This is a genomic window from Rahnella sp. BCC 1045 (assembly GCF_019049615.1).
Lineage (GTDB): Bacteria > Pseudomonadota > Gammaproteobacteria > Enterobacterales > Enterobacteriaceae > Rahnella > Rahnella contaminans.
Map to the genome: position 1 here is coordinate 19,797 of NZ_JAFMOZ010000106.1, position 26,131 is coordinate 45,927.

The window sequence follows — 26,131 nt, forward strand, 5'->3', positions numbered from 1 at the left end:
TTTTCCACACACCGGATATTTTCAATACAAATTGCAGAAAATACGCATCACGAACGCCATAAACAGCTGCCGCCCTTTTTCACCACTAAATCTAACCGTTCTTCATGCCACGCCAGCTCCTGCTCTGAAGCCGTAATGACTTTCAACCCGGACACCGGACGCGCCACGCGCTGGATCCCCAACCCGTCTGCCCCGGTATTCTGCTCACCTTCGTGAGTGAATTTGATACTGGTCTGCCCGCCGGTCATCATCAGATAAACTTCTGAAAGAATTTCGGAGTCGAGCAATGCGCCGTGCAGCGTTCGTTTGCTGTTGTCGATCAGGTAGCGATCGCTCAGCGCATCGAGGTTGTTACGCTTGCCGGGAAACAGCTTTCGCGCCATCGCCAGACTGTCGGTGATTTTGCAGAAGGTTTCGGTTTTCGGCAGATTACGGCCAAGCATGCCGAACTCGTAATCCATAAAGCCGATGTCGAACGTTGCGTTATGAATGACTAATTCTGCACCGCGAATGTATTCGATAAAATCGTCGGCGATGTCGGCAAACACCGGTTTGTCGGCCAGGAATTCGTCACTGATCCCATGAACGCCGAAAGCTTCAGGGTCGACCAGACGATCGGGTTTGAGATAAACGTGGAAATTGCGCCCTGTCAGACGGCGGTTAATTACTTCAACAGCACCGATTTCGATAATCCGGTGCCCTTCGTAATGGACGCCGAGTTTGTTCATACCGGTGGTTTCGGTATCGAGAACGACGATCCTGTTAGATGTGTTTTGTAAATCCATGGTTATTTACCCAACCCTGCCGATCATTTTGAAACGAAACCCGGACGATAGAGATATCGTGAATGCGTCACAGAATACCATCAGGTGGAGGCTCAAGTCATTTCGCCGGAGAAGTTGATGAGCCCGCAGCATCGCGCTACGGGCATTTTATCTTACGCGGGGATTTGCTGAGTGATGCAGTGAATGTTGCCACCGCCCAGCAGGATTTCGCGGGCCGGAACGCCGGTCACTTTGAAATCAGGGTACATTTCAGCGAATACCGCTTCGGCTTGTTTATCCGTTTGCGGATCCAGCAGCGGGAAGATAATGTGCCGGTTGCTGATGAGATAGTTGACGTAAGACGCCGCCAGGCGGTTACCTTCGTGGCGTTCAATCGCCGTTCCCGGCAACACGTCAATGGTCTCTTCCGCGCTGGCAAACAGCATCGGCGGCGACGGCATTTTCCAGACTTTCAGGCTGCGCCCCTGCGCATCTTTCGTCGATTCCAGCACTTTCAGAGCGGCAACAGAACGCGCGTACTGCGGGTCGTTCTGATCGTCAGTCCAGTGGAGCGCTACTTCACCCGGACGAACAAAGCAGCACATGTTATCAATGTGACCGTCGGTTTCATCGTTGAACACGCCTTCTTCAAGCCAGATGATTTTCTTAACGCCCAGATATTCCTGCAATTTCGCTTCAATTTCTGACTTCGAAAGATCCGGATTGCGGTTGGGATTAAGCAGGCATTCCGCCGTGGTCAGCAGCGTACCTTCGCCATCGACATGGATTGAACCTCCCTCAAGTACCAGACTTGTGGAAAGGTAAGGTATGTGATGATAGTTCGCCACCTGACGGGCAACGAGCTGGTCACGATCCCAGCTGGAATACAGGCCGCCATTAAGACCGCCCCACGCATTAAACGTCCAGTCGATCGCCAGACGCTCACCTTTTGCATTGGCCACAATGGTCGGGCCGGTGTCGCGCATCCAGGCGTCGTCACTTTCCATTTCCACCAGCGTAATTTGCGAAGGCATCAGGCCACGGGCCTTCTCCATTTCCGCAGCAGGGACAGCCATAATGACCGGCGTGGTGCTGGAAATAGCCGCCGCAACGGCAGAAAAAGCCTGTTGCGCAGGGCGTCCGTTTGAACGCCAGTTGTCCTGACGGTAAGGCCAGATCATCCAGACAGCCTGCTGCGGTGCCCATTCAGCGGGCATCGCAAAACCTTCAGCCTGAGGATTGATATCAATTGAAGACATCAGTTATTTCCTTGTTGAACCGTCGGATGTGGCGATAGCGCCATACATTTCAGGACGACGGTCGCGGAACAGGCCCCATGACGCGCGCTGCGCGGCAATCGCATCCAGATCAAAAGTATGAACCAGCACGGTTTCTTCTGTTTTACCGGCCTGAGCTACCAGTTCGCCGGTCTGATCCGCAATGAATGAAGAACCGTAGAAGGTCATTTCGTAATCAGGAATGAATTTACTCTTTTCCGTACCGATGCGGTTCGACGCAATCACCGGCACCAGGTTTGCCGCTGCGTGGCCTTGCTGAACGCGGGTCCAGTGTGGCTGGCTGTCGATTTCCGGATACGCTGGCTCTGAACCAATCGCCGTCGGATAGAAGATGATTTCCGCGCCCTGCAAGGCCAGGCAACGTGCGGTTTCCGGGAACCATTGATCCCAGCAGATCCCTACGCCGATTTTCGCGTAACGCGTATTCCAGACTTTGAAACCGGTATCGCCGGGAATGAAGAATTGTTTTTCCTGATAGGCAGGGCCGTTCGGAATGTGTGTTTTACGGTAAACATCCAGCACGCTGCCGTCAGCATCAATCATGACCAGCGAGTTGTAATAAGCGTTGTTGCACTTCTCGAAGAAGCTCAGCGGCAGCACCACTTCCAGTTCTTTGGCGAGTGCTGAGAAATGACGGATGAGCGGACTGTTAGTCAGTTCCTGCGCCAGGCCGTAGTGTTCCGGGCTCTGATCGATACAGAAGTACGGTGCGGCAAAAAGTTCCTGAATCAGAATGACTTGCGCGCCCTTGGAATGTGCCTCGCGAACCAGTTTTTCGGCATTAACAATATTCTTTTCCAAATCCCAGCTGCAGCTCATTTGTGTTGCAGAAACCGTTACATTTCTCATCAGACATCCTTAAAGCATTGAAAAATTTGCAGTGAAAAAACCATGAAAGACGGAACTCACTCAGAGTTTTGAACTGCCACTCTGCCTTTTCCTATTATATTGCAAAAGACAGCGCTCTCCAGCCAAAAGAGTCATTAGTGACGGTCAAACCTGTTACAAAGGTACCTCAGTACCCCGCTTTCAGACAGTTGCACCCCAAGATATTACTGTGCCCGGCAGGATGGTTTATGTCAGACTTGGTTTTTATATTTGATGAAAGAGCCTGCCAGAGATGACCAAACAGGTAGAAATTTTCACCGACGGCTCCTGCCTCGGCAACCCCGGCCCCGGCGGTTTCGGTGCAATTTTACGCTATAAGCAACACGAAAAAGAGTTCAGCGCGGGTTTCCGCCTGACCACGAATAACCGCATGGAAATGATGGCGGCCATTGTTGCGCTCGAAGCCCTTTCCACACCGTGCGAAGTCACGTTAAGCACCGACAGTCAGTATGTGCGCCAGGGCATTACCACCTGGATCCATAACTGGAAAAAACGTGGCTGGAAAACTGCGGATAAAAAACCGGTGAAAAACGTCGATTTATGGAAGCGTCTTGATGCCGCAATTCAGACTCACCAGCTGAACTGGATGTGGGTAAAAGGCCATGCAGGTCATCCTGAGAACGAACGCTGCGACGTGCTGGCAAAAGAAGCGGCGGGCAATCCGACGCTGGAAGATGTGGGTTATCAGGCAGAGAGTTAAACAGACGCGCATCGGGCACACTCAATCCCGATGCTCTTCCCGATAGCTTTTTGTCGCCCCGACGGCCTGCTGTATTTTCTGTTTCTGCGCGTGAACTTTTTTCGCCGTAGGCGTCAGCGGGAACGTGCGTTTGCGGGCGATAATTAACGTCATGCAGCCCAGCGCAGGCAGATGCGTGCTCAGCAATTTGCCGCCATTCTTTTTCCACGGCAGCACATGAAAACGCCGGTGAACCATCACTTCGTAATTGAGCAACGACAGCCAGTCGAGCAGCCGCATCTGTGTAAACAGACGGCTGCTGTAGGGCTGACGTTTGCGAAAGAACGGCATCAGTTTCCCGATACCTAACAGACTCAGCGGATTAAAGCTGCTCAGCACCATCCAGCCGTCATCAATCAGCACGCGGTCAACTTCACGCAGTATGCGGTGCGGGTCATCAGCATACGCCAGCGTATGGCTCAGCAGACAGGCATCGACCGATTTCGCGGAGAACGGTAAATAGTAGGGTTCGCCCCTGACATGCAGCCCTTCGCCTTCCGGTGCGAAATTGACCTGATGCGAGATAGGACACGCTTCCGCGTTGATTTCGGCACTTAATGCGCCGATTTTCAGCAGGTGAAAACCATAGAGTTTTCCCCACCAGGGTTGCAGTTGTTGCTCAAGCGCGGCACGGTAATAGTCGCCGCAGGGAATATCTTCCCAGGATGCCGGTGCAACAATGGTCTTACGGGCGCGGGCTGGTCGCATATTTTATTATCTTCTTTCAAGCAGTTGCCAAAGAGAGGTTGCCATGAATCTTATCAGTATTCCTGCCCTGCAGGACAATTACATTTGGATGCTCGATGACCAGAAAGGCCATTGTCTGATTGTGGATCCCGGCGAAGCGGCGCCTGTTTTAGCCGCACTGAAAATGGCGAATTTAACGCCTACAGCCATCCTTCTGACGCATCATCATCACGACCATGTGGGCGGCGTAAATGAAATTTCCGGCCATTTTCCGGGTCTGAAAGTGTACGGACCTCACGAAACTGAGAACAAATTTAGTCAGATTAGTCTTAAAAACGGCGATAAATTGGTAATTGGCGGTCTGGAATGGCAGATCTTTGCTACGCCCGGCCACACGCTTGGTCACATTTCATACTATAGCGCACCTTATCTTTTCTGCGGAGACACGATGTTTTCCGCCGGTTGTGGCCGTCTGTTCGAAGGAACGCCGGAGCAAATGTACCAGTCGTTTCAACGGTTAGCGGCGCTCCCTGACGAAACATTAGTCTGTGCGGCGCACGAGTACACTCTCTCAAATCTTAAGTTTGCACGCTCTATTTTACCTGAGGATCATGATATTCATTCTCATGAGCACAAAGTGCAACAAATGCGGGAAAAGGGACAATCTTCCCTGCCTTCAACCCTGGGTCTTGAGCGTAAAATTAACGTCTTTTTACGCTGCGATGATGTTGATTTACAAAACAAATTAAACCTTAACGATCCCTTAAAGACAGGCTCACAGGTTTTCGCCCATTTAAGGGCACTCAAGGACAGCTTTTAGACCCAAAGGTTGTGTTTTTTTTCGAAGCAAAGTATTATCGCTCGTCTTTTAAGCAACTATGACACACACATGAAGGCAAACGCGATCCTAATAATCGCCTCCATGTTGCTCACAGGTTGCCAGGCGTCCAGGCAGGGCGTGAAGGTACCCGAGCAACATGCACAGAGTTTGTCTTCGGCAAGTCAAAGTGAAGCAGGACAGTACACAGATGATGGCCGAGCGGCCTCTGGGGGATGGTTGGATGGAAACGACGCCGTCTCCCAACAAAATCTGTGGAACTTCATAGGCGACGAGCTGAAGATGAAGGTTCCGGATAACCCCCGGATCCGCGAACAAAGAGTTAAATATTTAAAAAATAAGAGCTATCTCCACGATGTAACATTACGGGCAGAGCCGTACATGTACTGGATCACCGAGCAGATTAAGAAACGTAATATGCCGATGGAACTGGTACTGCTACCCATAGTGGAGAGCGCTTTTGACCCAAAAGCAACCTCATCAGCTAACGCTGCCGGGTTGTGGCAGATCGTGCCACAGACGGGTCGCAACTATGGTTTGAAACAAAACCAGTGGTATGACGGACGCCGTGATGTTGTGGCGTCGACGACCGCTGCGCTTGATATGATGCAACGCCTGAACAAAATGTTTGGTGGTGACTGGTTACTGACCATTGCCGCGTACAACAGTGGTGAAGGCCGCGTGATGCAAGCGGTGAAAGCTAATAAAGCGAAAGGTCGATCGACTGACTTCTGGGCGCTGGCGCTTCCTCGTGAAACGTCAATTTACGTGCCTAAGATGTTAGCGCTGAGCGACATTTTAAAGCACAGCAAGAAATACGGTATCAGCCTGCCGCAACCGAGTGAAGACCGAGCCCTGGCGCGTGTTGAAGTCGGTCAGCAGATGCAGTTGACCCAGGCCGCTGAAATGGCCGGGATGTCCCTGACGAAGCTGAAATCGTTTAACACTGGCTACAAGAAGAATGTGACCGCGCCGAATGGCCCGCATTACATTGTTCTGCCGAAGGCGCATGCCGACCAGTTGAAAGATTCTCTGGCTGATGGCGATATTGCCGCAGTGCAGGAAACGAAACTGGCCAGCAACACTCCGTCAGGTGCAAAGGCGTACAAGGTTCGCTCCGGCGACAGCTTGTCCAGCATTGCAGCCCGGCTGAATGTGAAAACCCGTGATTTACAGCGTTGGAACAATTTGCGCTCAGCAGGCGCGTTAAAAGTTGGGCAAACCCTGCAAGTGGCGGATAACAGCGTCAGCGATACCAGTGTCAGCGGTGGCAGCATCACTTATCAGGTGCGTAAAGGCGATTCATTGTCGAGCATTGCCAAACGTCACGGCGTCAACATCAAAGATGTGATGCGCTGGAACACGAATGCGGACAACCTGCAACCGGGCAACAAGTTAACGTTGTTCGTCAGCAATAAGATGAGTCCTGATACCTGATTCTGACCGGTACCGGCAATAAAAAAGCACCCTGATAATTCTGGGTGCTTTTTTTATATCTGCGTTTTATGGCGTAGGTTCTTTTGATGAAAAAATTAAGCGCTACAACGTCAGCGGTTTGCTGGCCATAAATTCCACCCGCAACGGGTTATGATCTGAGGCGCGTGTTTCCATCACCGATGCGTTGGTCACGCTCAGGTCGCGGTAGAAGATAAAGTCCAGCGGCCTGCCGAATGCCCGTTTGCGGTAATCGGAGGGGAAACGCACTTCCTCCAGTTGAATATTCCCCGCAAAGCCGAACAGCGCATTGATGCGTTGCTTGCTCCAGGCGTTGAAATCCCCCGCCATAATCACCGGCCCTTTGTGGTTGGCAATCTGCTCACCAATCGGGTCAAGCTGCTTACTGTAAACGTCGATACCGATACTGAAATTCACCGCATGAATGTTCACCACCATCAGTAAACGACCGTCCAGAAGCGGATAGACTGTCACTAATGCCGATTTAGACAGCCTCAGAAGCGGCTCACGCTCACGCAGCGGGCAGCAATAAACCGGATGCGCCGCAGACAGCGTCATCACGCCAGAGGGGTGCTGAGGCAGCATAAACGCCGGCACCTGATCGGCCGCCAGAAAGTTGGATGTGGCAAAACGTATCAGTTCTGGCGTAGTCTGCGCTTCCTGAAGTAACACCAGTTGCGCGTCTTTACCGTAATCACGCAGAACTGACAACCAGTCAGCCCGCTGCTGTTTGAAGATATTCCACACCATGACGCGCAAAGTATTCGAATTGGGTAGCGCAGCACCCGGCGGCAAATCCGGCCCTAAATGTGCGAGGACCCCAGGGAAGATTTGCTCTGCGGGCTGACCTGCGACATACCTCATTGCATATGTTTTTTTCCGCACGCTAATCGCCTGTTACCCGTTGTATCGATGCTATATGAGAGAGTTTCTCACAGCGAAAGTTCAGTATACGCCCGCAGGCGCTGAGGCCAAATCTGTTTACATTGGTATACAACCCGGTCACATCTACAGGCTAGCATAAAAACAAAAACGGCCCGCCAGAGGCGAGCCGTGCAGAGAGTAAATGTTGCTAAGTTCAGGCAACAGCAGGTTTTAACTTTCTGTCCAGATGACCACTGAGGCGGATCAGCAGCAGCGCGCCGAGGACAATCACTGCGCCAATCCACGGTGTTTGCGCCAGCCCTATCGTGGAAACCACCTGCCCGCCAATCACAGAACCTAAGGCGATACCGACGTTAAACGCCGCAATGTTCAGACCAGACGCCACATCGACGGCATTAGGCGTCACTTCTTCGGCTTTCTGCACCACATAAACCTGCAATCCCGGTACATTGCCGAAGGCGAAAATCCCCATCACCAGCAGCGTGATTAACGCCGGAATACCGAAACCTGAAGTGAACTGGAAAATCAGTAACAGCGCGGCCAGGGCGGCGAAAATAATGGTCAGCGCTTTGACTGCACCATGACGGTCAGCCAGTTTTCCCCCCCAGATATTACCGATGGCCACTGAAACGCCGTAGGCAAGCAGGATCCAGCTCACCATGCTGGCGGAGAAACCGGCCTGCTCCTGCATCATCGGGGCAAGAAACGTAAATGTAGTGAACACGCCACCGTAGCCCAGTGCGGTGATGGCGTAAATCAGCATCAGGCGCGGGTTCATCAGCACTTTAACCTGATCGGAAATACGCGCCGACGGTTTGTTTTTGATGTTGTTTGGCACCAGGATCGCGCTGGCAATAATGGCAATCACGCCAATCATTGATACCGCGAGGAACGTCTCACGCCAGCCAAAATGCTGCCCGATAAATGTCCCCAACGGCACGCCGGTGACCAGTGCCACGGTCAGCCCGCCGAACATCAGCGCAATGGCCGAAGCGGCTTTTTCTTTTGACACCAGACTGGTGGCAATCGTCGAGCCAATCGAGAAGAACACGCCATGCGCCAGCCCGGTCAGCAAACGCGCGATGACCAGCGTGTTGTAATTCGGTGACTGCCACGCCAGCAGATTGCCCAGCGTGAACAGCACCATCAGGCCGATGAGCAGCGCTTTACGCGGTACACGCCCTGTCAGCGCCGTCAGCACCGGTGCGCCAATCGCCACGCCGAGTGCGTAAATAGATACCAGTAAACCCGCTGACGGGACGCTGACGCCCAGCTGTTCGGCGATTGTCGGCACCAGGCCCACGATGACGAACTCTGTCGTTCCTATAGCAAACGCACTGATGGTCAGTGCTAATAGTGCAAGCGGCATAATCTTTACTCCACAATGAATTTCGATTTGATGGCGGCTATTATCGGCTTGTGCTTAAATGACAGAAATAACCAAAGTATCAAATCATTTATGCTGGAGTAACAACAATGCGAGCCAGTTCTGAAGAGTTGATCACTTTTGTCACGGTAGTGGAAAGTGGCAGTTTCAGCCGCGCGGCAGAACAGCTGGGGCAGGATAATTCTGTGGTCAGCAGGACGCTGAAACGTCTGGAGCAAAAACTGGGCATCACCCTGCTCAACCGCACCACGCGTCAGATCAACCTGACGCACGAAGGCGAGCGCTATTTCGTCCGTGTGCAAAAAATCCTGCATGAAATGGCGGCAGCCGAAGACGATCTGCTGGAGAATCGTGACGATCCGCAGGGTCTGTTGCGCGTCGACGCCGCAACGCCGGTGATCCTGCACGTCATTTCTCCGCTGGTGGCTGAATTTACCGAACGTTTCCCGAAGATGTCGCTGGCGTTGTTTTCGTCCGAGAGCAACATCAACCTGATCGACCATAAAGTGGACGTGGCAATCCGGGTAGGGGAACTGGAAGATTCCAGCCTGCGGGCACGAAAACTGATGCTGAGCCACCGGAACGTACTGGCGTCGCCGGAATATCTTAAAAAATGGGGCACGCCCAAAACCGCCGATGAGCTGCTGAAACACCGTTGCCTGGGCTTTAACGAAGTGGTCGCACTGAACAAATGGCCGCTGCTGTGTGCTGACGGCCAGCAACTGACGGTCACACCGTTTATCAGCTCAGGCAGCGGCGAAACCCTGCGCAGACTGTGTTTGCAGGGAAACGGTATCGCCTGTTTGTCTGATTTCATGACTGACGAGGATGTACATCGCGGCGAACTGGTGAAGTTGCTGGTACCGGATGTCATGCGGATTGCGATGCCGTTGCATGCGGTTTACTACAGTGATCAGACGGTGAGTACGAGGATTCGGTGTTTTATTGATTTTCTGAGCGAAAAATTAGGGCAAGCCCAGAGTTAATCCTGATCGGGAGATTTTCGGTTTCTCACGTGCAGTGATCGCTTCAATCAGGTCAAGACCTTGGGCTCGCCGCCCAAACTGGCCCAAAGGGTTTTAAACGAAACCCTTTGGAATCCTGCGTTTGTTTAACTGCGCGCTGTCGCTCGCTGGCTATGTTTCAGAAACTCATGCTATTGCCGCGAAAGCTTGCCGCTGCGCGGTTCCTTCGTTTCGGTCTTCGAGCCTGGGGTCTCGAAACACTCACTCAGCAAACTTTCTGAAAGCGGCCAGAGGCTTTCTCAAGAACATGTCCATCGTTCGAGCGACAGCGCGTGTTGAAAAGCCGGGTGATCACTGTTCTTGAGAAACCGAAATATTCACGGTCCAGCCCTCACGGCAAGTGAGAAACCGAAATCAACTCCGTCCAGCACCGCCAGCTTACCGGAAGGTGCTCAATCCCATGCTGGCGCCAGGCCCTCAGGGCTGACTAATCGTCCATTTTTCTCAAGCGCAGCAATCTCCTGCATGTCGGCATCGGACAATACCAGTTTCTGCGCCAGCAGGTTGCTCGCCAGGTTTTCACGTTTCGTCGATGACGGGATCACCGCGTAACCCAGTTGCAGCGCCCAGGCCAGAACGATCTGCGCTGGCGTGGCGTTGTGACGTTCGGCGATCGCGATAATCGTCGCGTCTTTCAACGCTTCGCCGTAAGCCAGCGTCATGTAGGAAGTCACCGCGATGCCGTTTTCACGGGCAAAATCGACGACGGTCTGGTTTTGCAGGAACGGAGAAAGTTCGATCTGGTTGGTCGCAATCTGATCAGCGCCGACGGCGTCGATCGCTTCCTGCATGAGTGCGACGGTAAAATTGGAAATACCTATTTCGCGGGTCAGACCCATTTTCTTCGCTTCAACCAGCGCTTGCATCGTTTCTGCCACGCTGACGGCCTGTCCCGGAGACGGCCAGTGGATCAGCGTCAGATCAACATAATCCATTTTCAGTTTGCACAGGCTCTCTTTCAGGCTGTCGATTAGCTTGTCTGCCGCCAGGTTTTCAATCCAGATTTTGGTCGTGATATAGAGTTCTTCACGCGGGACCCCGCTTTCCGCCAGCGCGTCGCCAACCGCTGCTTCATTATCATAGATTTGCGCCGTATCAATCGCGCGATAGCCCAGTTCCACTGCGGTTTTCACCGATGCTTTTACCACGTCATCTTTCAGACGGAACGTACCCAAACCGAATGCAGGAATGCTCATCATATTCTCTCTTTGTTTTTTAAAAGGTCAGCAATGCGGGAGAGTATGGACCGGCTTTTCATGGATAAAAACGACAGGTTTGCTACAAGACTTTTGCTTTAAAAACAATAATCAGGCCAGCGAATAACAAGACCAGCGGCGGGGGTTTCGCGGAATAAGCTGCGGGATAATCGACCCGTTGCGGGCATCGAAAGTATACTCTTCACATGTCGTCACGCAGGCAGGCAATGCCATTGCCGACATTACGGTTTCTCCTGCGGCCCACCACAGTTTGCTGTCCGTTGCGGATTCGGGGGAAAATTGCCCGGCAGCGGGATCCAGCCGGATCCGTTCCATCTGCCACACGCTTCCGGCCTGCTGTTTCAGCCAGGCTTCGCGCAGACACCATAATTGCCAGAACGCATTTAGCGGGTTTTCCTGTTCCGTCAGCCAGCAAAATTCGGTTTCGCTGAATGCCTGCCTCGCCACGTCCAGATACCGCGCCCGTGGCCGGATCTGTTCGACGTCACCGCCCGTTTCTCCCGCGGCACACAGCACCAGTTGCAGGCTGTTAACGCTGTGACTGAGGGAAAAATGGGGCAATGAGGGATCGGTAAAAGACGGTTTACCCCGCGCGGAAATTTGCATTTCTGGCAGCATTTCCTGTCCGCTGAAAGCAAACAACGCTTCGGCCAGCAGCGCCCTGCCCGCACGCCATTGCTGGCGGCGGGCAGGATGCAGGTTTTCACTTTCCGCCAGCAGTTCAGCGGGCAGGCGTGACAGCGGAAAAGTGTCGTCCAGCGACGCGGTGATAATGCGCGCAGAATTGGTCATTTACGGCCAGCGGCGGAAAACCAGCGACGTGTTAATGCCGCCAAACGCAAAGTTGTTCGACTGGATAAATTCGGTCTGAATATGACGCGATTCTCCCATGATGTAGTCCAGATCGCCGCAAAGCGGATCTGGCTGAGTCAGGTTAATGGTCGGCACAAAGCGGTCTTCACGCATCATTTCCAGCGACATCCAGGCTTCGAGCGCGCCGCAGGCACCCAGCGTATGACCGAAATAACTTTTCAGCGACGAAATCGGCGTCTGATTGCCAAACACGGCAGCCGTTGCATGGCTTTCAGCAATATCGCCACGGTCAGTTGCCGTGCCGTGCGCGCTGATATACCCGATTTCAGCCGCCGGGATCCCGGCATTTTTCAGCGCTTTTTCAATGCAAATCTGCATGGTGGATTGCTGAGGCTGGGTGATATGCGCCGCGTCGCAGTTGGTCGCGAAGCCTGTGATTTCAGCGTAAATCTTTGCGCCACGCGCCTGCGCATGTTCGAGCGATTCGAGAATTAACGCCCCGGCACCTTCGCCAATCACCAGACCATCGCGCTGCGAATCAAACGGACGCGGCGATAATTCCGGGTGATCGTTTTGCTGGCTGGTGGCAAACAGCGTGTCGAATACCGCCGCTTCCGACGGGCAAAGTTCTTCTGCGCCGCCTGCCACCATTACGGTCTGGTAGCCGTGCTTAATGGCTTCGTACGCATAGCCGATGGCCTGACTGCCAGACGTACAGGCGCTCGACGTCGGGATCACCCGCCCTTTCAGGCCAAAAAACAGTCCGGCGTTCACCGCTGTCGTGTGCGGCATCATCTGCACATACGTCGTGCCGGTAATGTTGTTGGTGTGTTTTTCCGTCAGCATGGTGGCGAATTCACTGACCGGTCCGGTGCTGCCGGTGGAGGAACCGAAAGCAATGCCCGTTTCGCCGTTGGTCAGGATCGGATCATCCAGCAAACCGGCCTGTTCCAGCGCCAGTTCGGTGGCGCGGGTCGAAAGCAGGGAAACGCGCCCCATCGAGCGGATGCGTTTTCGGGTGTAATGCGCAGGCAATTCGAAATCATCAACGGGCGCGCCGAGATGGGTATTGAGCCCCTGATAAATCAGCCATTCATCCATGTGGCGGACGGCATTTTTGCCCTGTTGCAGACGCGCACTCACGTCATCCCAGTGGTTGCCGAACGCCGTGATGCCTTTCATACCCGTAATAACAACACGCTGAGTCATACCATGCCTCCGTTAATGGAGATCACCTGACGGGTGACATACCCCGCGATGTCGGACATCAGATAGCTCGCCAGCCCGGCCACTTCTTCCGCACTGCCCATACGTTTCAGCGGGATCATGCTCATCGCAGCGTCCAGCGCCGGTTTTTCCATATCAAGCATGCCGGTATCAATCAGCCCCGGCGCGATGCAGTTGACGGTAATTTTGCGTTTCGCCAGCTCCAGGGACAGCGCTTTACATGCGCCAATAATTCCGGCTTTAGCCGCGCTGTAATTCACCTGCCCGCGGTTGCCCGTCAAGCCGGAAACCGAAGACAACGCGATAATGCGTCCGCCCGCGCGCAGACCGATCATCGGCATGATGCAGGGCTGCAATACGTTGTAGAAGCTGTCGAGATTGGTGTGGATCACACCGTCCCAGTCTTCATCCGTCAGCGCCGGAAACGCGGCGTCGCGGGTAATACCGGCATTATTGACGACGCCGTAGTAAGCGCCATGCGCTTCAATATCGGCCTCAATCACTTCGCGGCACTGCGGGCGGTTGCTGATATCGAACTGAATCAGGCGACCTCTGCCGCCAGATGCCCGCACTTGTTGCAGCGTGTGCTCTGCCCCGCTTTTATCGCTGTGATAGTGAACGACAATCTCAAAGCCGTCCGTCGCCAGCTGGCAGGCGATCGCTTGACCGATCCCTTTGCTGGCTCCGGTCACTAATACCGAACGCGTCATTCCTTTTTCCCCTGTGTGAGCGTAATAAGTTCGTCCTTTGCTGGCTGATACGTGTTCAGCCTTCCCTGAGCAACCTGAAGGTTGTCTTTTTCCTGTTTAATACTGATAACACCTTCAAAGCTCGCGAGTTTTTCATCGCGTAATACCATTGAAACGCTGATAAGTAATTCACTGCCTGCCACAAATTCAGGCACGTTGCATTTTATCGCACGGCCGCCCAGCAACATGCCAACCTGCGGGGGCTGTCCGGATTGCGCACCGTGCCAGCCGCTCCAGACGCCGATGGTCTGTGCAATAAGTTCAAGGGCGTACCAGGCGGGCAATGCGCCGCGTGCATTCAGAAAAGGCGCCAGCACGCCGTCAGGTGAGACGACAACGTCACAGATCGCGGTTTCTTCCGTTACGCTGACGACGTTTTCCAGCAACACCATCGGCGTGTCGTGCGGTAAATAACCGGCGGCGGTCAGAATGCTCATGACGGCCTCCCGATCACAATGCTGGCGTTGTTGCCACCAAAGGCAAATGAGTTGGACAAGATGACCGGACGTTCCAGCCTTTGTGGTGCATCAACCAGCCGGATATCCGGCAGACTGGCATCACGTGGCGTAATACTGAAATCCTGAGGTGGCAGATTGAGATTTTGCGTCAGAATAAGCCAGCTCAGCGCCGCTTCTGTCGCACCGGCCGCGCCCAGCGTGTGGCCGGTAAGATGTTTGGTCGAGCTGCACGGGATCTGGCTGCCGAATACGCGGTGGATCACCGCCGATTCCACCTGATCGTTGAGCGGTGTTGCCGTGCCGTGCGCATTGATGTAGCCGACGTTTTCTGGCTCAAGTCCGGCCTGTTGCAGCGCCATGCGGATTGCCCGCTCTGCGCCCGCCCCTTCCGGATGCGGCGCGGACATATGCCAGGCATCGGAAGACTCACCGGTGCCCAGCAGCGCGACATCCGCCGGTTCACGCGTCAGCAAAATCAGCGCCGCCGCTTCACCAATATTAATGCCATCACGATCCTGTCCGAAGGGCGTACAGCGGCCACGGGAGAACGACTCAAGGCTGTTGAAACCGTTGACCGGCATCCGGCACAAGCTGTCTGCCCCGCCGACAATTGCCGCATCAGCCAGGCCGGACTCAATCAGGCGCATCCCGCTGATAATGGCTTTCGCGCTGGATGAACACGCCGTCGATAACGTGTATGCCGGTCCTGTCAGCTCCAGCAGTTCCGCCATAAATTGCGAAGGATCGCCGAGTTCCTGCTGCTGATAGTCATAGCCTTGCGGGAAAGCCCCCTGCTGATGCAGATGGCGCACCGCGTCTTCCCCTTCGGCAATGCCGGAGGTGCTGGTGCCCATAATCACCGCAACGCGTTCGTGACCATAGCGGGCAATAACCTCGCTGACCGGCGTTTCAATTTGCGCCAGCGCGGCCAGCAGCAGCTGGTTATTGCGGCTGCGGTGCACGGAAAGCGATTCCGGGACCGGCGGTAAATAGCCCGTGACAGCGCCCAGCCAGACCGGGCGATTTTCCGTCAGCCAGCCTTCCTGCACAAACATGCCCGGTGAAACACCCGCCGTCAGGCTGGCAGCAATCTGCGCGTTGTTGTTTCCCAGCGCGTTAACCATGCCCACGGCCGAAAAGTAAATCATGTTATTCACCGACATTCTGGATAGTGATCTGGTAATGGAACGCCATCTGCGTAATCGAAACAGGCCGTCGCGATTTGCCTTCTGGCAGATAGTCAATCCGGGTGATCGCGTTGCCTTTGTCATCCGATAACGTACGGCGTAAAGGCTGGTCTTTCAGCGTCCAGCCCGGCGGCAACAGCGGCTGCCAGCTTCCCACCGGCCAGTAGCTGAACATAATATCGGCCAGAACCTGATTTGCTGGAGGCAAACCCTCAATCTGTATTGCCTGTTCAGTATGGATGCCGGTTTGATCGTAGACCACTTTAAAGAGACGGATCCCCAATGGCGAGAGCCCCGCCAGCTGTAGAGAGTTGCCGTCGGCGTTAAGCAGCACAAGCAAAGACTGCTGTTTTCCGTTGACCGTTGCCGTTAGCAATTGCTGCTGACTGACCGGTGCTGCCAGCACCGGCGCGGGTAATTTCACCTGTACGCCCGGTTTCAGCCACGCCTGAGGCAGCGTTTGGGCTGGAGGGCGCGAGGCGCAGCCGCCAGACATCAAAATCAGCAGTGCCAGAACCGGCAGCGTGAAGCGGATCATTTCTTACGTCCTCTTTTTTTAGCGGGCAACGTCAGCGGCGAAAGTAAAAACGCCGTCAATATGCCGGAACTCAGCACAATGCCAAAGCTGCTGATCGCCTGCGTGGAGCTGAATACAAGCATACCGAACGTCAGCAACGTGGTCGCGACAGCCATAAAAATGGCAAACATCGAAGTGGTCGGCGTGCCGCGCGGATTGGTGAAAAACAGGGTGTAGTTGATGCCAATCCCCAGAACCAGAATCAGCGCCAGCAATGAAAACAGGTTGAGATGGTGACCGCTGTAACCGAGCGCGGCGATGCCCATTCCCAGCGAAAGCAGCGTCGGCACCAGACAAATCAGCCCGTGCGGCAGACGGAAACGCCAGAAATAAATCGCGGCAATCACCGCCACCGCCAGCCCGAGCAGATAAGTGAGGTAAACGCGGTACTGAGAAAACAGCTCACTGAATTCAGACTTGCGGTCAATCCAGCCAGTTCCCGGAGACGCCGCCGCCAGCGCCGCCACGGCAGCGGTGTCGTGAACGCCATTGACCGGGATTAACGTCGCGCTGCGTCCGTCCGGCAAAGACAACCACAGTAAGCGCCAGCCCTGACTGACCACGCTGTTTAACCAGAGCGGGACATCAACCGTTTGCGGGTTGAGATCCGGCATGGCGACTGAAACCCCTGACTGCTGCAACTGCGCAATAATCTGCGGCGCACGCTGGCGGAGTAACGAGAGATCTTTTTGTTGCTGTAATTGCGACGGCAGGCTGAGCGCCCGGTAACCGGCAATCACGCCATCCGTTTTCGCCTGCTCCAGTTTTGGACGCAAAGCTTCAAGACGCTGAAGCGTCTGCTCCGCCGTACCGCCGTAAACGATCAACCATTTCTGATCGTTAGTTTGTCCGGTCAGCGCGGCAATCTGTTGTTCCTGCTGCTGTAAATCTGCCGGCAGCGTTTGTAAATCGGCAATATCGTCATTGATTTTAAGCTGATAAATTCCGCCCGCCGCCAGCATGAAAATCAAAACCGGCAGCCCGATTCGAACCGGTTTACGGCTGCGCCATGCCAGCAACCATTTCAATATCAGCGCCAGCCCGGGCGTCGGACCGACCGGCAAATGCGCCGATAAATACGGATACCAGCATATGACGGTGATACAGGCGGCGCTCAGCCCGGAGGCGGCAAAAACCGCCAGCTGTTGCAGACCGGGGAACGGCGCAATCAGCAGCATCAGGTAAGCCGCGACCGTTGTCAGCAGCGCAGCAGACAACGCCGGGAACAGCTTTTTCAGGCTTTCGAGCGGCGTGCTGGTTTCACCGTGAACGCGGCGTTCAGTGAGGAAGTAGAGGGTGTAGTCGGCAGAAATCCCGACAATGCTGGCGCTCAGTACCAGCGTCATCACGTGTATTTCACCGAAGACCCACAGGGTAAATACCGTGCCCGACAGCGCGCCAATACCGATTGAAAGCAGGCTGAGCAGTAACGGCAGCGCGGAGCGGAACATCAGTAAAATCAGCAGAAAGACGCCGATAACCGAGGCCGCGCCAATGGTAGATAAATCATGTTCAGCCTGCTGGCTGGCATAATTGCTGTAAAAAATCGTGCCGCGATCAAGCACTTTCGCGCCCGGCCAGCGCACTTCAAAAGCGTGCCTCGCCGCATTCAGCTCACCGACAGTGTGCTTCGCGCTGGTGATGTCATAGGACGACGTATTCAGCTCGCCGTGAAGTAAATACCAGCTGCGCCCTTGCGGATCTCGCGTCATCAGCCAGCCCTGATCGAGGCTCATGCCGCCGCTGCTTTGCTGCTGCGCCATTTGTGAGGCACGCACCAGCAACAGAGGGTCGTTAGCCAGCTCTTTTCCGCTGACACCGGCAAAGGCGGAATAAACCTGCCCCATGATCCACTGGCTTTGCTGTTCAGCACCGGCGTTCAGGCGCTGACGGGTGGCGTCATCAAGCAAAGCATTACGATGCCTGAAAAAGAACGCGCCCCATTCCTGCTGACGCGCCTCATCCATCGGCCCTTCCACCTGACTCAGCGCAGGAAGCGATCGCAGCTGTTTCAGCCAGTCTTCAAGAGGTTTTGTTCCCGCGCCCTCCGGCGGGCTGACCAGCCACATTAACTGGCGGTCAAGCCGCTGAGTAAAGCCGTCAGAAATCGCCGGAGGAAGACCCGCCGTCTGTTGCTGCGGCAAAAGCGCCAGCACGCTGCTGTTAATCTGGCTGCGCGGGAGTAACCAGACCAGCGCGGCGATGAGCAACACAATAATCAGCAGCCAGATTTGCGCCAGCCGGCGGTGAAGATCAGGATGCAAAATGGCGTTTCTCGGCGTCAGTCAGTTCAGCGGGCGTCGTTTTCTGGTTAAAGAAACGGATATGCGTCGCGTCGCCCTGCATATCATCGATATCAATCTTGTTCAGGAAGGTTTCCCCGTTGAGTGTAATGCGGCGGAAAAGGCGGTTCAGCGGCGAGACTTTTGGCACCAGCACCAGCGTCCAGGCGCCCTGCCCTTTATCTGCGAAATCCAGCGTGAAGTTTTCTTCCAGCACGCGGCGGTCTGCATGAAACAGCGCGCTCAGCAGGGAGTTGAACTGGAACATCTGCGGATTATTGCTGGCCGTAATCACCTGCGGCTGCTGGCCCGCCATGATTTGCACCATGCGGGTTTCCGTCAGAAGTAACGTCAGAGGGAACGGTTTTTCCTGCTGCCACCAAAGCCCCTGTTTTTGCGCAATCAGTAAATTTCCGCCGGAGTTCAGCGGCTGCGCCATCCCGCTGATGGTTCTCTGCTGGGCGAATTCAGCGCGCAGTACCGGTACCTGGCTGAAGCGCTGCTGCAAGTCATCGAGCGTCACGGCCTGGGCAGCAACGCTGAACGCGGCGAGTAAAACAAACAGAAGTGATTTCACAGGCTGACTCCGGTTTTATCGAAAAGAACCTGCGGCGAGACAAAACACATCTCTTTGGTCTCAGCATCCACGGCGACCTGTAACGTGTAACCCGTCGTTGTCCGTTTTCCGGTTTCAATATCATAGATCTGATAGCCGATACGCAGACGATTTTCGATTTCTTCCAGCTGCGCGTGAACGGCAATGCGCTGTTCGAACAGGACAGGCGCAATATATTTCACGCGCGTATCCACGATCGGCCACACATAACCGGAGGCTTCCATCTGACGATAGCCATAATCGAACTGTTTCAGCAATTGCTCGCGCGCAACTTCGAGATAACGGAAATAATTGCCATGCCAGACAACGCCCATGGCATCAGCATCATGAAAAGGCACGGTGATTTCCACCACGGTGGAAAAGCGCGGGTCGTTAAAGCGCGGATCAAGTTTGGAAGTCATATCAGTCAGGTTTCCTGTCAGAGGCGTCATCTGCGGGATGCTGCCAGAAATCATAAAAGTTGAACCAGTCGTGAGGCGCCAGCAGGCTGTAGTATTCAAGGCGCGCAGCGTAACGGTCGACGGTTTCCTGCAGTGCAGGCAGACGATTTGCGCGGGGCAGAATCAGCGGATCGGCAAAAGATTCACAGTAAATATGCAGACGCCGTTCCTGTCTGATGCCAAACATCAGCATCACCGGCGCTTTCAGGGCGGCAGCCAGAATAAAAGGTCCCTGTGGGAAAGCCGCCGGTTTACCGAGAAAATCACTCCAGATGACGCGGGAATGCTCACCGCGCTGATGACGGCTGGCGGACGTTCTGTCGCCCACAATTGCCACCCATTCGCCGGCATCGAGTTTTTCCTGCAATAACATGGCGGTGTCCGGCCCCATCTGGCTCACCTGAATCAGATTCACAAGCGCCTGCGGGTTAATTTCTTTCATCACCTGATTAAACCGTTCGGCATGTTCGGTGAAAACCAGCGCATTCACGGTGATCCGGTGATTCAGCGCACCAATAGCACGGCAGGATTCGATGTCGCCAAGATGCGAGGCGAGGATCAGCGTGCCGTGCCCGGAGGCAATATGCGCTTCGCAGACGTCGGGATTCACCAGCACCGCATCATTCAGAGTTTTATCGCCCTGCCAGCTCGCCAGTTTGCTCAGCATCGATTCGCCAAACCGCATGAAATGCCGGAATGTACTTAACGGATAAGGCAACGCGATTTTGCGCTGAGCTGCAACGTCGCGGACGCGTTCAAGCCACGCGGCCGACGCCTTGCGCTGTTTTCCACCCGTCAGCCAGAAGTAACCAATCACCGGATAAAGCAGTAACTGGAAAGCGCGGTAGCCCAGCACGCGATAAATCTTCAGCATCAGACGAATGCCCCACAGCCCTTTACGTTCGCGCGTTACCGACCAGTGCGGATCGCTTTGCAGCGTTTGTCTCTGGCGCAGCAAAAAAGGAATGCGCGGCAACATGCCGAAGAACAGGCGGGTATGCATCCACGAGATTTTAATGTTGTCTTTCATCGCATCAAAATGCGAAACGCCGTCTTGCGGGTATGTGACGCGCGTCGGCAGGAATCGGCTGCGCGTCCCCTGCCAGTAAAGCCGCACCATGATTTCGGTATCGAAATCCATGCGTAAACCCAGTGGCTGTTTGTCAATCAGACTCAGGCAAGCCTGCAAAGGATAAACGCGAAATCCGCACATGCTGTCTTTGAGGGAAAATGACAGGGTTTCGACCCAGACCCAAAAATGCGTGACATAACGGCCATAAAGGCGCGATTTCGGCACACTTTCGTCATACACCGGCTGACCGGAGATCAGGCAATCCGGGTGTTTTCGCGCTTCCTCCAGCATGAGAGGAACGTCGGAAAGCTGGTGCTGACCGTCTGCGTCAACCTGCATGGCGTGGGTAAACCCTTTTTCCGCAGCCAGCCGTAAGGCGGCCATGACGGCGGCACCTTTTCCCTGGTTTGGCGACTGGCGCGTCAGGCTCATCCACGGCGTGATCTGCGCCAGACGCTGTAATTCATCCGCAGTTTGTGCCTCGCTGCCATCATCAACCACAATGCACGGCAATCCGAGAGACCGGAGTTTATCCAGCACACCGGCCATCATCGGCCCGTGGTTGTAACACGGGATAATCAGACAGGGCGAAAACAGCGCTGAGGATATTACGGACATAATGTGATTTTTCCACTGCTGGCAATGGTTTCGCCCAGGGCATAGCGGAAAACCAGCCGGTGTTTTTCTTTCAGCCAGTCAATGTGCAGACTGACAGTTTCATCCGGCAAAAGTGGCCGTTGAAACTTCACCACTTCCATCCCTGAAAAAGCCTTATCCAGCCGTAAAATCTCCCCCGCATACTCCATCACCCAGTTCACCTGCGTGACACCCGGAAGCAGCGGATACGTGGGAAAGTGTCCGCGAAACCAGAATAAATCCGCTGAGAGTCGCAACTCGAGGATCAGGCTGGTGTCGCTGCTTTTATGCATGCTCAGGACTTCAGGCTTCATCATAAAAACATTTCCTGTAATTCAGCGGCTGCGCGCTTACCTTGCTGATTGAGAGGGATCGCCGGAACAATACGCCAGTATCGCGGCAGTGACACCGGAGATACCCATTCCCGCAAAGCATGGCGGATCTGCCCAAACAGGACATTGCGGTTTTCGACCTGCAACAGCGCATCGCCCGCCGGGGTAAGTACAATCAATGCCGCAACCGAAACCCTGCCCTGTTTTTCGAGCGTCAGAACGCAGGCGTCAGCCAGAAGATCGAGCGCACACAAGCGTTGCTCAATTTCATCCAGCGAGATCCGCTGTTCAGCAATTTTAACGATCCGATCTTTACGGCCCAGAAGATCAAAATGACGTGAACCGTCAGACGACAGTTTTATCTCATCACTAAGAGCAATGCCTTCCGGCTGCGGAATAATCGGAGAAATCACTGCAATGTTGCCATCGGGCTGAGGGCGTAAATCTACGTTGTCGAACAACGCCCAGGCTTCGCCAGGCCGGGTTTGCTGGCGAAATGCGATAACGCCACTTTCGGTGGTGCCATAAATCTCTGTTGGCAGGCAACTGCATGTTGCTTTCACTGATTGCGCCGCATCGCTTTCCAGAGGGCCGCCTGCGGAAAAAACTGCACGCAGCGTGACCGGCGCTAATGTGGAGTCCAGACGTTTGAGAAAGGCCGGGCTGCTGACAAACGCCAGCGGGGTTTTTACTGCGAGTGAATGCAGCTGCTCATGATACTGGACGCTGGTGGCCGCAAACGGCAGGCCAAGTGACAGCGGCAACATGAACGCAAAGCTCAGGCCGTACATATGATGAGGCGCGACCGTGGCGACGAACCGGGAACCGGCCAGTTCTGCGCCCCATTGCGCACTGAGCCACTGGCTTTCACGTTCAAGACAAGAGACTGGTTTGATAATCTTCTGCGGTTTTCCGGTTGATCCGGACGTGAAGAGGACGAGCGATGCATTTTCCGGAAATGCAGGTAAAACGGAAAGCGGTTCAAGGGTAACAAACGGGAAGCGGAGAACAGGACAATTGAGCTGCAACGGCAGATCGGTAATCAGCGCATCGAATTCATCGCATTGCTCAGAGAGCTGAGCCTGACGAAAATGTCCGGGCAAAACAGGTGTTTTCCCGCTGTAAAGAACGGCCAGTAAAGCCACAGCGAACGAATAGTTATCTTCCAGACACAGCGCCCAGCGCGAACAGGGAGTCACACTGACACTGGCAAACAGCGTCGCGACATCCCGACGGAAGTCGCGCTGCCTGTATTCACGGGTTTCACTCCAGGCAACCAGATGATCGTCTGCTCTTTCCGTGCCCAGCCATTGGCACATTGGCAGCGTCACGGCTTGCGCAGACGCTTTCTGACTATCCATTCAATACCCATTAATAAACCAATCAGCAGATAACTGATCCCGCCGTTGTAAAGCGCCCACAAAGACACATCGCCTTTCAGGCAGGTATATAAAGCAAAAGATCCATTACAAACAAAAAACAGGCACCAGACTTGTGTCACGCGTCGCGTATAGACAACCCCTTCGGGCGGTAAGTCGGGCTCGTTCAGCCGGGCAAGGCGCTCAACCAGTGATTGCCGGGCGAACAATGAACTAAAAAACAGGCTCAGAAGCAGGAAATTCACCGCCACCGGGTAATACAACAGCATCGACGTTTCGCGCAGTAAAACGCTGGTGATGACCAGCACAATGCCAGCGACGGCCATCGCTTTACCGAAAAAAGTGAGCTGATTTAATTTTCCGCGAAAGGTGAGCAATCGCAGAATAAACGCAATAATCAGAAGGGGAGCAAGAATACTCATTCCCCAATTTTTTAAGCCACACCAGACCGCTACCGGATAAGCAATAATCGCCACGGGCATTGCCCAGCGAGCGAACGCTGCGACAAGCTGAAGGGAAAAGCGCCGGGTTTCAGACACAGCAACTATTGCGCTGGCGTGTTAAGTAATTCATCGATGGCATCAACAACATCCTGAACGGTTCGTACTGATTTGAACATTTCAGGTTTAATTTTTCTGCCCGTCGATTTCTGCAGATGAACAACCAAATCCACAGCGTCAATACTGTCTAATTCCAAATCTTCGTAAAGTTTGGCATCAGGGCTGATATCACTTTCATCAATTTCAAATAGCTTGATTAATAACGCGCTAATCTGCTGATAAATTTCTTGCTTCTGCATAGGAATCTCTTTAACCACGCTGAACTGATATAAACTGGCTAAGACTTTCAACGGAATAAAAATGCTCACGCATTTCCTGACTTTCAGCCGAAAGGATCACGCCGTATTGCTTTTTCAATGCCAGGCCTAATTCAAGGGCATCAATAGAATCCAGCCCCAACCCGTCGCCAAAAAGAGGCGCTTGCGTATCTATCTCGTCTGGCGTCATTCCTTCCAGATTGAGCGTCGCGATGATAAGTTCTTTAATGTCGTTACTTAATGAATCCATGACTTATTTCTCGTTATTTTGAGTATTACCGTGCATCAGTTCAGAGCGCAAATGCTGTGTCAGACGTCTTGCTGCCAACGCAGGCGAAAGATCCTGTTCATCAAAAAAATCCTCAGCCTTTACCTTATCGGCAACAGTGATGACAAACTGAGGTTTTACCCGCGGAATTTCGTACCATTTCCCCTGTTTGGTCAGCATGGGTGGCTGGCAGGAAATATGAACAATCCGTACATCACAACCGGCTCTCAGCGCGATATTTGCTGCACCACGCTGTAGCGTTATCGGTTTCTCAGGCAAAGAACGCGTCCCTTCAGGGAAGACCAGCAACGTTCCACCTGCCTTGAGGCGCGCCTCACAAGCCTGAAGCAACTCATCAGACCCTGAGTTCACCAGATATCCGGCTGCTTTGATGACGCCGGCCAAAAATGGGTTCTTCAGCAACGCCTGTTTGACGATGCAATCACAGCGCGGCATTCGTGAAGCCAGAATGACATAATCAAGAAGGCTGGGATGGTTCGCAACAATCAGGCATCCGGTATCCTCCTGAAACTTTTCATCGCCGACGAACCTGTAATCCATCACACCAAAAAGTCGTAATCCTCCGAGGAAAAGTCGAAAGCTATTACGAATGCTGTTCAGTGTCATCCGATGCAATTTTTCCGGCTGACGTATGATTAACCGCAACAGAGTAAACCAGAACAAAGAAAGCAGCAGTCCGCCAATTCCGAAAAGCGCAAAAAACATGCCTGTAACAGACCATCGCCACATCCGGTCCGGCAAAGAGGAAACGTCTTCCATTAAGGCAGATTCTTTCCTCACAATGCACGCGTCCATTGCCAGTGATGGCGACTATCAGCACTGACAATAAATGAACGTGATGAGGACAGATAACCCCGCAGGAATTGCAAACCCTGCGAAAGAGCAAGCGGATCGATTTCGCCGTTTTTTGAAATGCGCTGGCACTGCAAAGTATCGCCATCCGCCAATATTATTGCCATCGCGTAAGGCAGAAACTCGGAATTTACCGATTCAGCATAAAGGGAGGGAATTTCGCCATCAAAATCGACCAGCATGACGCGCGAAGCACCGCTTGCCAGCATAGATTGCGCTTCCAGCAGACCTTGCTGAAAACTGTCCGTACCGGCGGCCAGTGAGGTCACCGGCAGTGTATTTTTACTGATAATGGTTAACCAGCCAGCGGCGGTATTATGGACAGACATCGAAAATTCGGTGGGGGAAATAGCGTCGTCTTCTGCAAGCGCATGTAAAATACGCCCCGTTCTCTCAAGTTCACCGTGGCGGCTGGTAAAAATTGCGGCATCAACCTGATGTTTCGTAAGTAAGGACAAACCGGCATCGACGGCAAAACGACTTCCGATACTCATACGACGCGCAGCCATCATTGGGATCTGCGCGCTCTTTGGGATTTCACCTGAAAATGCATCCACACCGGACCATTGCGCCCATTGGATCCAATCGGCACAATTATTGATACCAGGAGCAACCGCCTGCCAGTCAAGTATATCCAGTGAGAATTTCATAATGATTAATCTTCGCGAATCTTCCGAATTAAGACTTTATGATATTTTATTAAAAGTTGCATCAGTAATCTGACAGGCTATTGCGCTGAATGATGTCTTTTAGTTATTTTTACAACAATTTAGATATTACCGACCAGAATACATATCTGATAAATCTTAATTTTATAGTGGGAAATAGCATCTGAGGTTTTTATGAAATTAAAGTCAGCGAAATTATAATGGGTTAAATTGGGAAAACATTATTATTCTCATAAAATAAGAACAGTGATTATATAGATTAATCTTCAACAGAAAGTTAATCGATTGATTTAAAATATCACACAGAGTTTTCAACCCGATAAAAAATCTTTAAATAAGAAATCCAGTACGTTTAACACCCGATTTTTTACAGATTTTAAAAATGCAAAAAACCCTGAATCTTTCGATTCAGGGTCTATGCAATTAGTGGCGGAACGGACGGGGCTCGAACCCGCGACCCCCTGCGTGACAGGCAGGTATTCTAACCAACTGAACTACCGCTCCACCGGTTCTTTCACTCATATCAGCAATCGTCTGATACAAGTTTGTTCCTG

At 53.4% G+C, this 26,131-nt stretch carries 28 protein-coding genes and 1 tRNA gene; 4 read left to right on the forward strand and 25 right to left on the reverse strand.

All coding sequences use genetic code 11. The features are described 5' to 3' along the window. Nucleotides 1-47 precede the first annotated feature (47 nt). The 3 genes from dnaQ to aguB form a co-directional block, all read right to left on the reverse strand. A complete protein-coding gene (dnaQ, locus tag J1782_RS05585; RefSeq protein WP_152324678.1) occupies nt 48-785 on the reverse strand; it encodes a DNA polymerase III subunit epsilon in 738 nt (245 codons plus the stop codon). A gap of 152 nt (nt 786-937) precedes the next feature. Beyond that, nucleotides 938-2,023, reverse strand: a complete 1,086-nt coding sequence (aguA, locus tag J1782_RS05590; RefSeq protein WP_217152618.1) for an agmatine deiminase — start codon at nt 2,021-2,023, stop codon at nt 938-940. A 3-nt stretch (nt 2,024-2,026) separates the two neighbouring features. Beyond that, complete coding sequence (aguB, locus tag J1782_RS05595) at nt 2,027-2,911, reverse strand: N-carbamoylputrescine amidase (RefSeq protein WP_152324680.1); 885 nt, start codon at nt 2,909-2,911, stop codon at nt 2,027-2,029. A 271-nt stretch (nt 2,912-3,182) separates the two neighbouring features. Here aguB and rnhA point away from each other — a divergent pair, with 271 nt between their 5' ends. Further along, nucleotides 3,183-3,650 carry a ribonuclease HI gene (rnhA, locus tag J1782_RS05600; RefSeq protein ID WP_101079833.1) on the forward strand — a complete coding sequence of 156 codons (468 nt, stop codon included), beginning with the start codon at nt 3,183-3,185 and terminating at the stop codon, nt 3,648-3,650. A 21-nt stretch (nt 3,651-3,671) separates the two neighbouring features. Here the strand turns inward: rnhA and J1782_RS05605 are convergent, their stop codons facing one another. Continuing rightward, a complete protein-coding gene (locus J1782_RS05605; protein ID WP_152324681.1) occupies nt 3,672-4,397 on the reverse strand; it encodes a methyltransferase domain-containing protein in 726 nt (241 codons plus the stop codon). Between the two features lie 43 nt (nt 4,398-4,440). On the opposite strand from J1782_RS05605, the gene gloB reads away from it, so the two are divergent. Further along, nucleotides 4,441-5,196, forward strand: a complete 756-nt coding sequence (gene gloB / locus J1782_RS05610) for a hydroxyacylglutathione hydrolase (RefSeq protein WP_152324682.1) — start codon at nt 4,441-4,443, stop codon at nt 5,194-5,196. Nucleotides 5,197-5,265: 69 nt separating this feature from the next. After that, nucleotides 5,266-6,651: a murein transglycosylase D gene (mltD, locus tag J1782_RS05615; RefSeq protein ID WP_152324683.1), complete on the forward strand. Its 1,386-nt coding sequence runs from the start codon at nt 5,266-5,268 to the stop codon at nt 6,649-6,651. 102 nt (nt 6,652-6,753) lie between these two features. Here the strand turns inward: mltD and J1782_RS05620 are convergent, their stop codons facing one another. Together J1782_RS05620 and J1782_RS05625 are read right to left on the reverse strand one after the other, a co-directional pair. Continuing rightward, nucleotides 6,754-7,554 (reverse strand): endonuclease/exonuclease/phosphatase family protein, encoded by an 801-nt coding sequence (locus J1782_RS05620; protein ID WP_152324684.1) that lies wholly within the window; start codon nt 7,552-7,554, stop codon nt 6,754-6,756. A gap of 193 nt (nt 7,555-7,747) precedes the next feature. Further along, nucleotides 7,748-8,923: an MFS transporter gene (locus J1782_RS05625; protein WP_208950424.1), complete on the reverse strand. Its 1,176-nt coding sequence runs from the start codon at nt 8,921-8,923 to the stop codon at nt 7,748-7,750. A 107-nt stretch (nt 8,924-9,030) separates the two neighbouring features. On the opposite strand from J1782_RS05625, the gene yafC reads away from it, so the two are divergent. Further along, on the forward strand, nt 9,031-9,927 hold the full coding sequence (gene yafC, locus J1782_RS05630; RefSeq protein WP_152324686.1) for a DNA-binding transcriptional regulator YafC: 897 nt from the start codon (nt 9,031-9,033) through the stop codon (nt 9,925-9,927). A 431-nt stretch (nt 9,928-10,358) separates the two neighbouring features. Here yafC and dkgB read toward each other — a convergent pair whose 3' ends face one another. The 19 genes from dkgB to J1782_RS05725 all read right to left on the reverse strand — a co-directional run bounded on the left by dkgB (nt 10,359) and on the right by J1782_RS05725 (nt 26,081). After that, nucleotides 10,359-11,162 (reverse strand): 2,5-didehydrogluconate reductase DkgB, encoded by an 804-nt coding sequence (gene dkgB / locus J1782_RS05635; RefSeq protein WP_152324740.1) that lies wholly within the window; start codon nt 11,160-11,162, stop codon nt 10,359-10,361. 111 nt (nt 11,163-11,273) lie between these two features. Continuing rightward, the gene (locus J1782_RS05640) at nt 11,274-11,975 is read right to left on the reverse strand and encodes a 4'-phosphopantetheinyl transferase superfamily protein (RefSeq protein WP_208950426.1); all 702 of its coding nucleotides are present in this window, start codon (nt 11,973-11,975) and stop codon (nt 11,274-11,276) included. Beyond that, on the reverse strand, nt 11,976-13,205 hold the full coding sequence (locus J1782_RS05645) for a beta-ketoacyl-ACP synthase (protein WP_217152619.1): 1,230 nt from the start codon (nt 13,203-13,205) through the stop codon (nt 11,976-11,978). Beyond that, nucleotides 13,202-13,933, reverse strand: coding sequence for a 3-ketoacyl-ACP reductase FabG2 (locus J1782_RS05650; protein ID WP_217152620.1), 732 nt, complete (start codon nt 13,931-13,933; stop codon nt 13,202-13,204). The genes J1782_RS05645 and J1782_RS05650 overlap by 4 nt, the downstream gene beginning before the upstream one ends. Next, entirely contained in the window at nt 13,930-14,409 is a 480-nt protein-coding gene (locus J1782_RS05655) for a hotdog family protein (RefSeq protein ID WP_165058634.1), read from the reverse strand. Before J1782_RS05655 ends, J1782_RS05650 begins: the two co-directional genes overlap by 4 nt. Then, nucleotides 14,406-15,578, reverse strand: coding sequence for a beta-ketoacyl-[acyl-carrier-protein] synthase family protein (locus tag J1782_RS05660; RefSeq protein WP_217152621.1), 1,173 nt, complete (start codon nt 15,576-15,578; stop codon nt 14,406-14,408). The genes J1782_RS05655 and J1782_RS05660 overlap by 4 nt, the downstream gene beginning before the upstream one ends. A gap of 1 nt (nt 15,579) precedes the next feature. After that, complete coding sequence (locus tag J1782_RS05665) at nt 15,580-16,155, reverse strand: DUF3261 domain-containing protein (protein ID WP_217152622.1); 576 nt, start codon at nt 16,153-16,155, stop codon at nt 15,580-15,582. Next, complete coding sequence (locus tag J1782_RS05670; RefSeq protein ID WP_217152623.1) at nt 16,152-18,458, reverse strand: MMPL family transporter; 2,307 nt, start codon at nt 18,456-18,458, stop codon at nt 16,152-16,154. Before J1782_RS05670 ends, J1782_RS05665 begins: the two co-directional genes overlap by 4 nt. Beyond that, complete coding sequence (locus J1782_RS05675; RefSeq protein WP_152324694.1) at nt 18,448-19,053, reverse strand: outer membrane lipoprotein carrier protein LolA; 606 nt, start codon at nt 19,051-19,053, stop codon at nt 18,448-18,450. The genes J1782_RS05670 and J1782_RS05675 overlap by 11 nt, the downstream gene beginning before the upstream one ends. Beyond that, nucleotides 19,050-19,493 carry a thioesterase family protein gene (locus tag J1782_RS05680; RefSeq protein ID WP_152324695.1) on the reverse strand — a complete coding sequence of 148 codons (444 nt, stop codon included), beginning with the start codon at nt 19,491-19,493 and terminating at the stop codon, nt 19,050-19,052. The genes J1782_RS05675 and J1782_RS05680 overlap by 4 nt, the downstream gene beginning before the upstream one ends. 1 nt (nt 19,494) lies before the next feature. Next, complete coding sequence (locus tag J1782_RS05685; protein WP_152324696.1) at nt 19,495-21,222, reverse strand: glycosyltransferase; 1,728 nt, start codon at nt 21,220-21,222, stop codon at nt 19,495-19,497. Continuing rightward, nucleotides 21,213-21,557, reverse strand: a complete 345-nt coding sequence (locus J1782_RS05690; protein ID WP_152324697.1) for a 3-hydroxyacyl-ACP dehydratase FabZ family protein — start codon at nt 21,555-21,557, stop codon at nt 21,213-21,215. Before J1782_RS05690 ends, J1782_RS05685 begins: the two co-directional genes overlap by 10 nt. Next, nucleotides 21,554-22,933, reverse strand: a complete 1,380-nt coding sequence (locus J1782_RS05695) for an AMP-binding protein (RefSeq protein WP_254302936.1) — start codon at nt 22,931-22,933, stop codon at nt 21,554-21,556. The genes J1782_RS05690 and J1782_RS05695 overlap by 4 nt, the downstream gene beginning before the upstream one ends. Next, a complete protein-coding gene (locus J1782_RS05700) occupies nt 22,900-23,433 on the reverse strand; it encodes a hypothetical protein (RefSeq protein WP_244370375.1) in 534 nt (177 codons plus the stop codon). Before J1782_RS05700 ends, J1782_RS05695 begins: the two co-directional genes overlap by 34 nt. Nucleotides 23,434-23,495: 62 nt before the next feature. Continuing rightward, nucleotides 23,496-23,750 carry an acyl carrier protein gene (locus J1782_RS05705; RefSeq protein ID WP_152324699.1) on the reverse strand — a complete coding sequence of 85 codons (255 nt, stop codon included), beginning with the start codon at nt 23,748-23,750 and terminating at the stop codon, nt 23,496-23,498. A gap of 10 nt (nt 23,751-23,760) precedes the next feature. Further along, nucleotides 23,761-24,018, reverse strand: coding sequence for a phosphopantetheine-binding protein (locus J1782_RS05710; protein ID WP_152324700.1), 258 nt, complete (start codon nt 24,016-24,018; stop codon nt 23,761-23,763). A gap of 3 nt (nt 24,019-24,021) precedes the next feature. Continuing rightward, nucleotides 24,022-24,816, reverse strand: coding sequence for a 1-acyl-sn-glycerol-3-phosphate acyltransferase (locus J1782_RS05715; RefSeq protein WP_235937328.1), 795 nt, complete (start codon nt 24,814-24,816; stop codon nt 24,022-24,024). Between the two features lie 17 nt (nt 24,817-24,833). Continuing rightward, entirely contained in the window at nt 24,834-25,559 is a 726-nt protein-coding gene (locus J1782_RS05720) for a beta-ketoacyl synthase chain length factor (protein ID WP_208950434.1), read from the reverse strand. A 445-nt stretch (nt 25,560-26,004) separates the two neighbouring features. Further along, nucleotides 26,005-26,081: transfer RNA gene (locus J1782_RS05725), tRNA-Asp, on the reverse strand. Nucleotides 26,082-26,131: the final 50 nt, after the last annotated feature.

What these genes read in the sequence shown, in the direction of transcription:
- dnaQ (WP_152324678.1), bottom strand. Translation starts at nt 785, where the DNA reads ATGGATTTACAAAACACATCTAACAGGATCGTCGTTCTCGATACCGAA.
- aguA (WP_217152618.1), bottom strand. Translation starts at nt 2,023, where the DNA reads ATGTCTTCAATTGATATCAATCCTCAGGCTGAAGGTTTTGCGATGCCC.
- aguB (WP_152324680.1), bottom strand. Translation starts at nt 2,911, where the DNA reads ATGAGAAATGTAACGGTTTCTGCAACACAAATGAGCTGCAGCTGGGAT.
- rnhA (WP_101079833.1), top strand. Translation starts at nt 3,183, where the DNA reads ATGACCAAACAGGTAGAAATTTTCACCGACGGCTCCTGCCTCGGCAAC.
- J1782_RS05605 (WP_152324681.1), bottom strand. Translation starts at nt 4,397, where the DNA reads ATGCGACCAGCCCGCGCCCGTAAGACCATTGTTGCACCGGCATCCTGG.
- gloB (WP_152324682.1), top strand. Translation starts at nt 4,441, where the DNA reads ATGAATCTTATCAGTATTCCTGCCCTGCAGGACAATTACATTTGGATG.
- mltD (WP_152324683.1), top strand. Translation starts at nt 5,266, where the DNA reads ATGAAGGCAAACGCGATCCTAATAATCGCCTCCATGTTGCTCACAGGT.
- J1782_RS05625 (WP_208950424.1), bottom strand. Translation starts at nt 8,923, where the DNA reads ATGCCGCTTGCACTATTAGCACTGACCATCAGTGCGTTTGCTATAGGA.
- yafC (WP_152324686.1), top strand. Translation starts at nt 9,031, where the DNA reads ATGCGAGCCAGTTCTGAAGAGTTGATCACTTTTGTCACGGTAGTGGAA.
- dkgB (WP_152324740.1), bottom strand. Translation starts at nt 11,162, where the DNA reads ATGAGCATTCCTGCATTCGGTTTGGGTACGTTCCGTCTGAAAGATGAC.
- J1782_RS05640 (WP_208950426.1), bottom strand. Translation starts at nt 11,975, where the DNA reads ATGACCAATTCTGCGCGCATTATCACCGCGTCGCTGGACGACACTTTT.
- J1782_RS05645 (WP_217152619.1), bottom strand. Translation starts at nt 13,205, where the DNA reads ATGACTCAGCGTGTTGTTATTACGGGTATGAAAGGCATCACGGCGTTC.
- J1782_RS05650 (WP_217152620.1), bottom strand. Translation starts at nt 13,933, where the DNA reads ATGACGCGTTCGGTATTAGTGACCGGAGCCAGCAAAGGGATCGGTCAA.
- J1782_RS05655 (WP_165058634.1), bottom strand. Translation starts at nt 14,409, where the DNA reads ATGAGCATTCTGACCGCCGCCGGTTATTTACCGCACGACACGCCGATG.
- J1782_RS05660 (WP_217152621.1), bottom strand. Translation starts at nt 15,578, where the DNA reads ATGATTTACTTTTCGGCCGTGGGCATGGTTAACGCGCTGGGAAACAAC.
- J1782_RS05665 (WP_217152622.1), bottom strand. Translation starts at nt 16,155, where the DNA reads ATGATCCGCTTCACGCTGCCGGTTCTGGCACTGCTGATTTTGATGTCT.
- J1782_RS05680 (WP_152324695.1), bottom strand. Translation starts at nt 19,493, where the DNA reads ATGACTTCCAAACTTGATCCGCGCTTTAACGACCCGCGCTTTTCCACC.
- J1782_RS05685 (WP_152324696.1), bottom strand. Translation starts at nt 21,222, where the DNA reads ATGTCCGTAATATCCTCAGCGCTGTTTTCGCCCTGTCTGATTATCCCG.
- J1782_RS05690 (WP_152324697.1), bottom strand. Translation starts at nt 21,557, where the DNA reads ATGATGAAGCCTGAAGTCCTGAGCATGCATAAAAGCAGCGACACCAGC.
- J1782_RS05695 (WP_254302936.1), bottom strand. Translation starts at nt 22,933, where the DNA reads ATGGATAGTCAGAAAGCGTCTGCGCAAGCCGTGACGCTGCCAATGTGC.
- J1782_RS05700 (WP_244370375.1), bottom strand. Translation starts at nt 23,433, where the DNA reads ATGCCCGTGGCGATTATTGCTTATCCGGTAGCGGTCTGGTGTGGCTTA.
- J1782_RS05705 (WP_152324699.1), bottom strand. Translation starts at nt 23,750, where the DNA reads ATGCAGAAGCAAGAAATTTATCAGCAGATTAGCGCGTTATTAATCAAG.
- J1782_RS05710 (WP_152324700.1), bottom strand. Translation starts at nt 24,018, where the DNA reads ATGGATTCATTAAGTAACGACATTAAAGAACTTATCATCGCGACGCTC.
- J1782_RS05715 (WP_235937328.1), bottom strand. Translation starts at nt 24,816, where the DNA reads ATGGAAGACGTTTCCTCTTTGCCGGACCGGATGTGGCGATGGTCTGTT.
- J1782_RS05720 (WP_208950434.1), bottom strand. Translation starts at nt 25,559, where the DNA reads ATGAAATTCTCACTGGATATACTTGACTGGCAGGCGGTTGCTCCTGGT.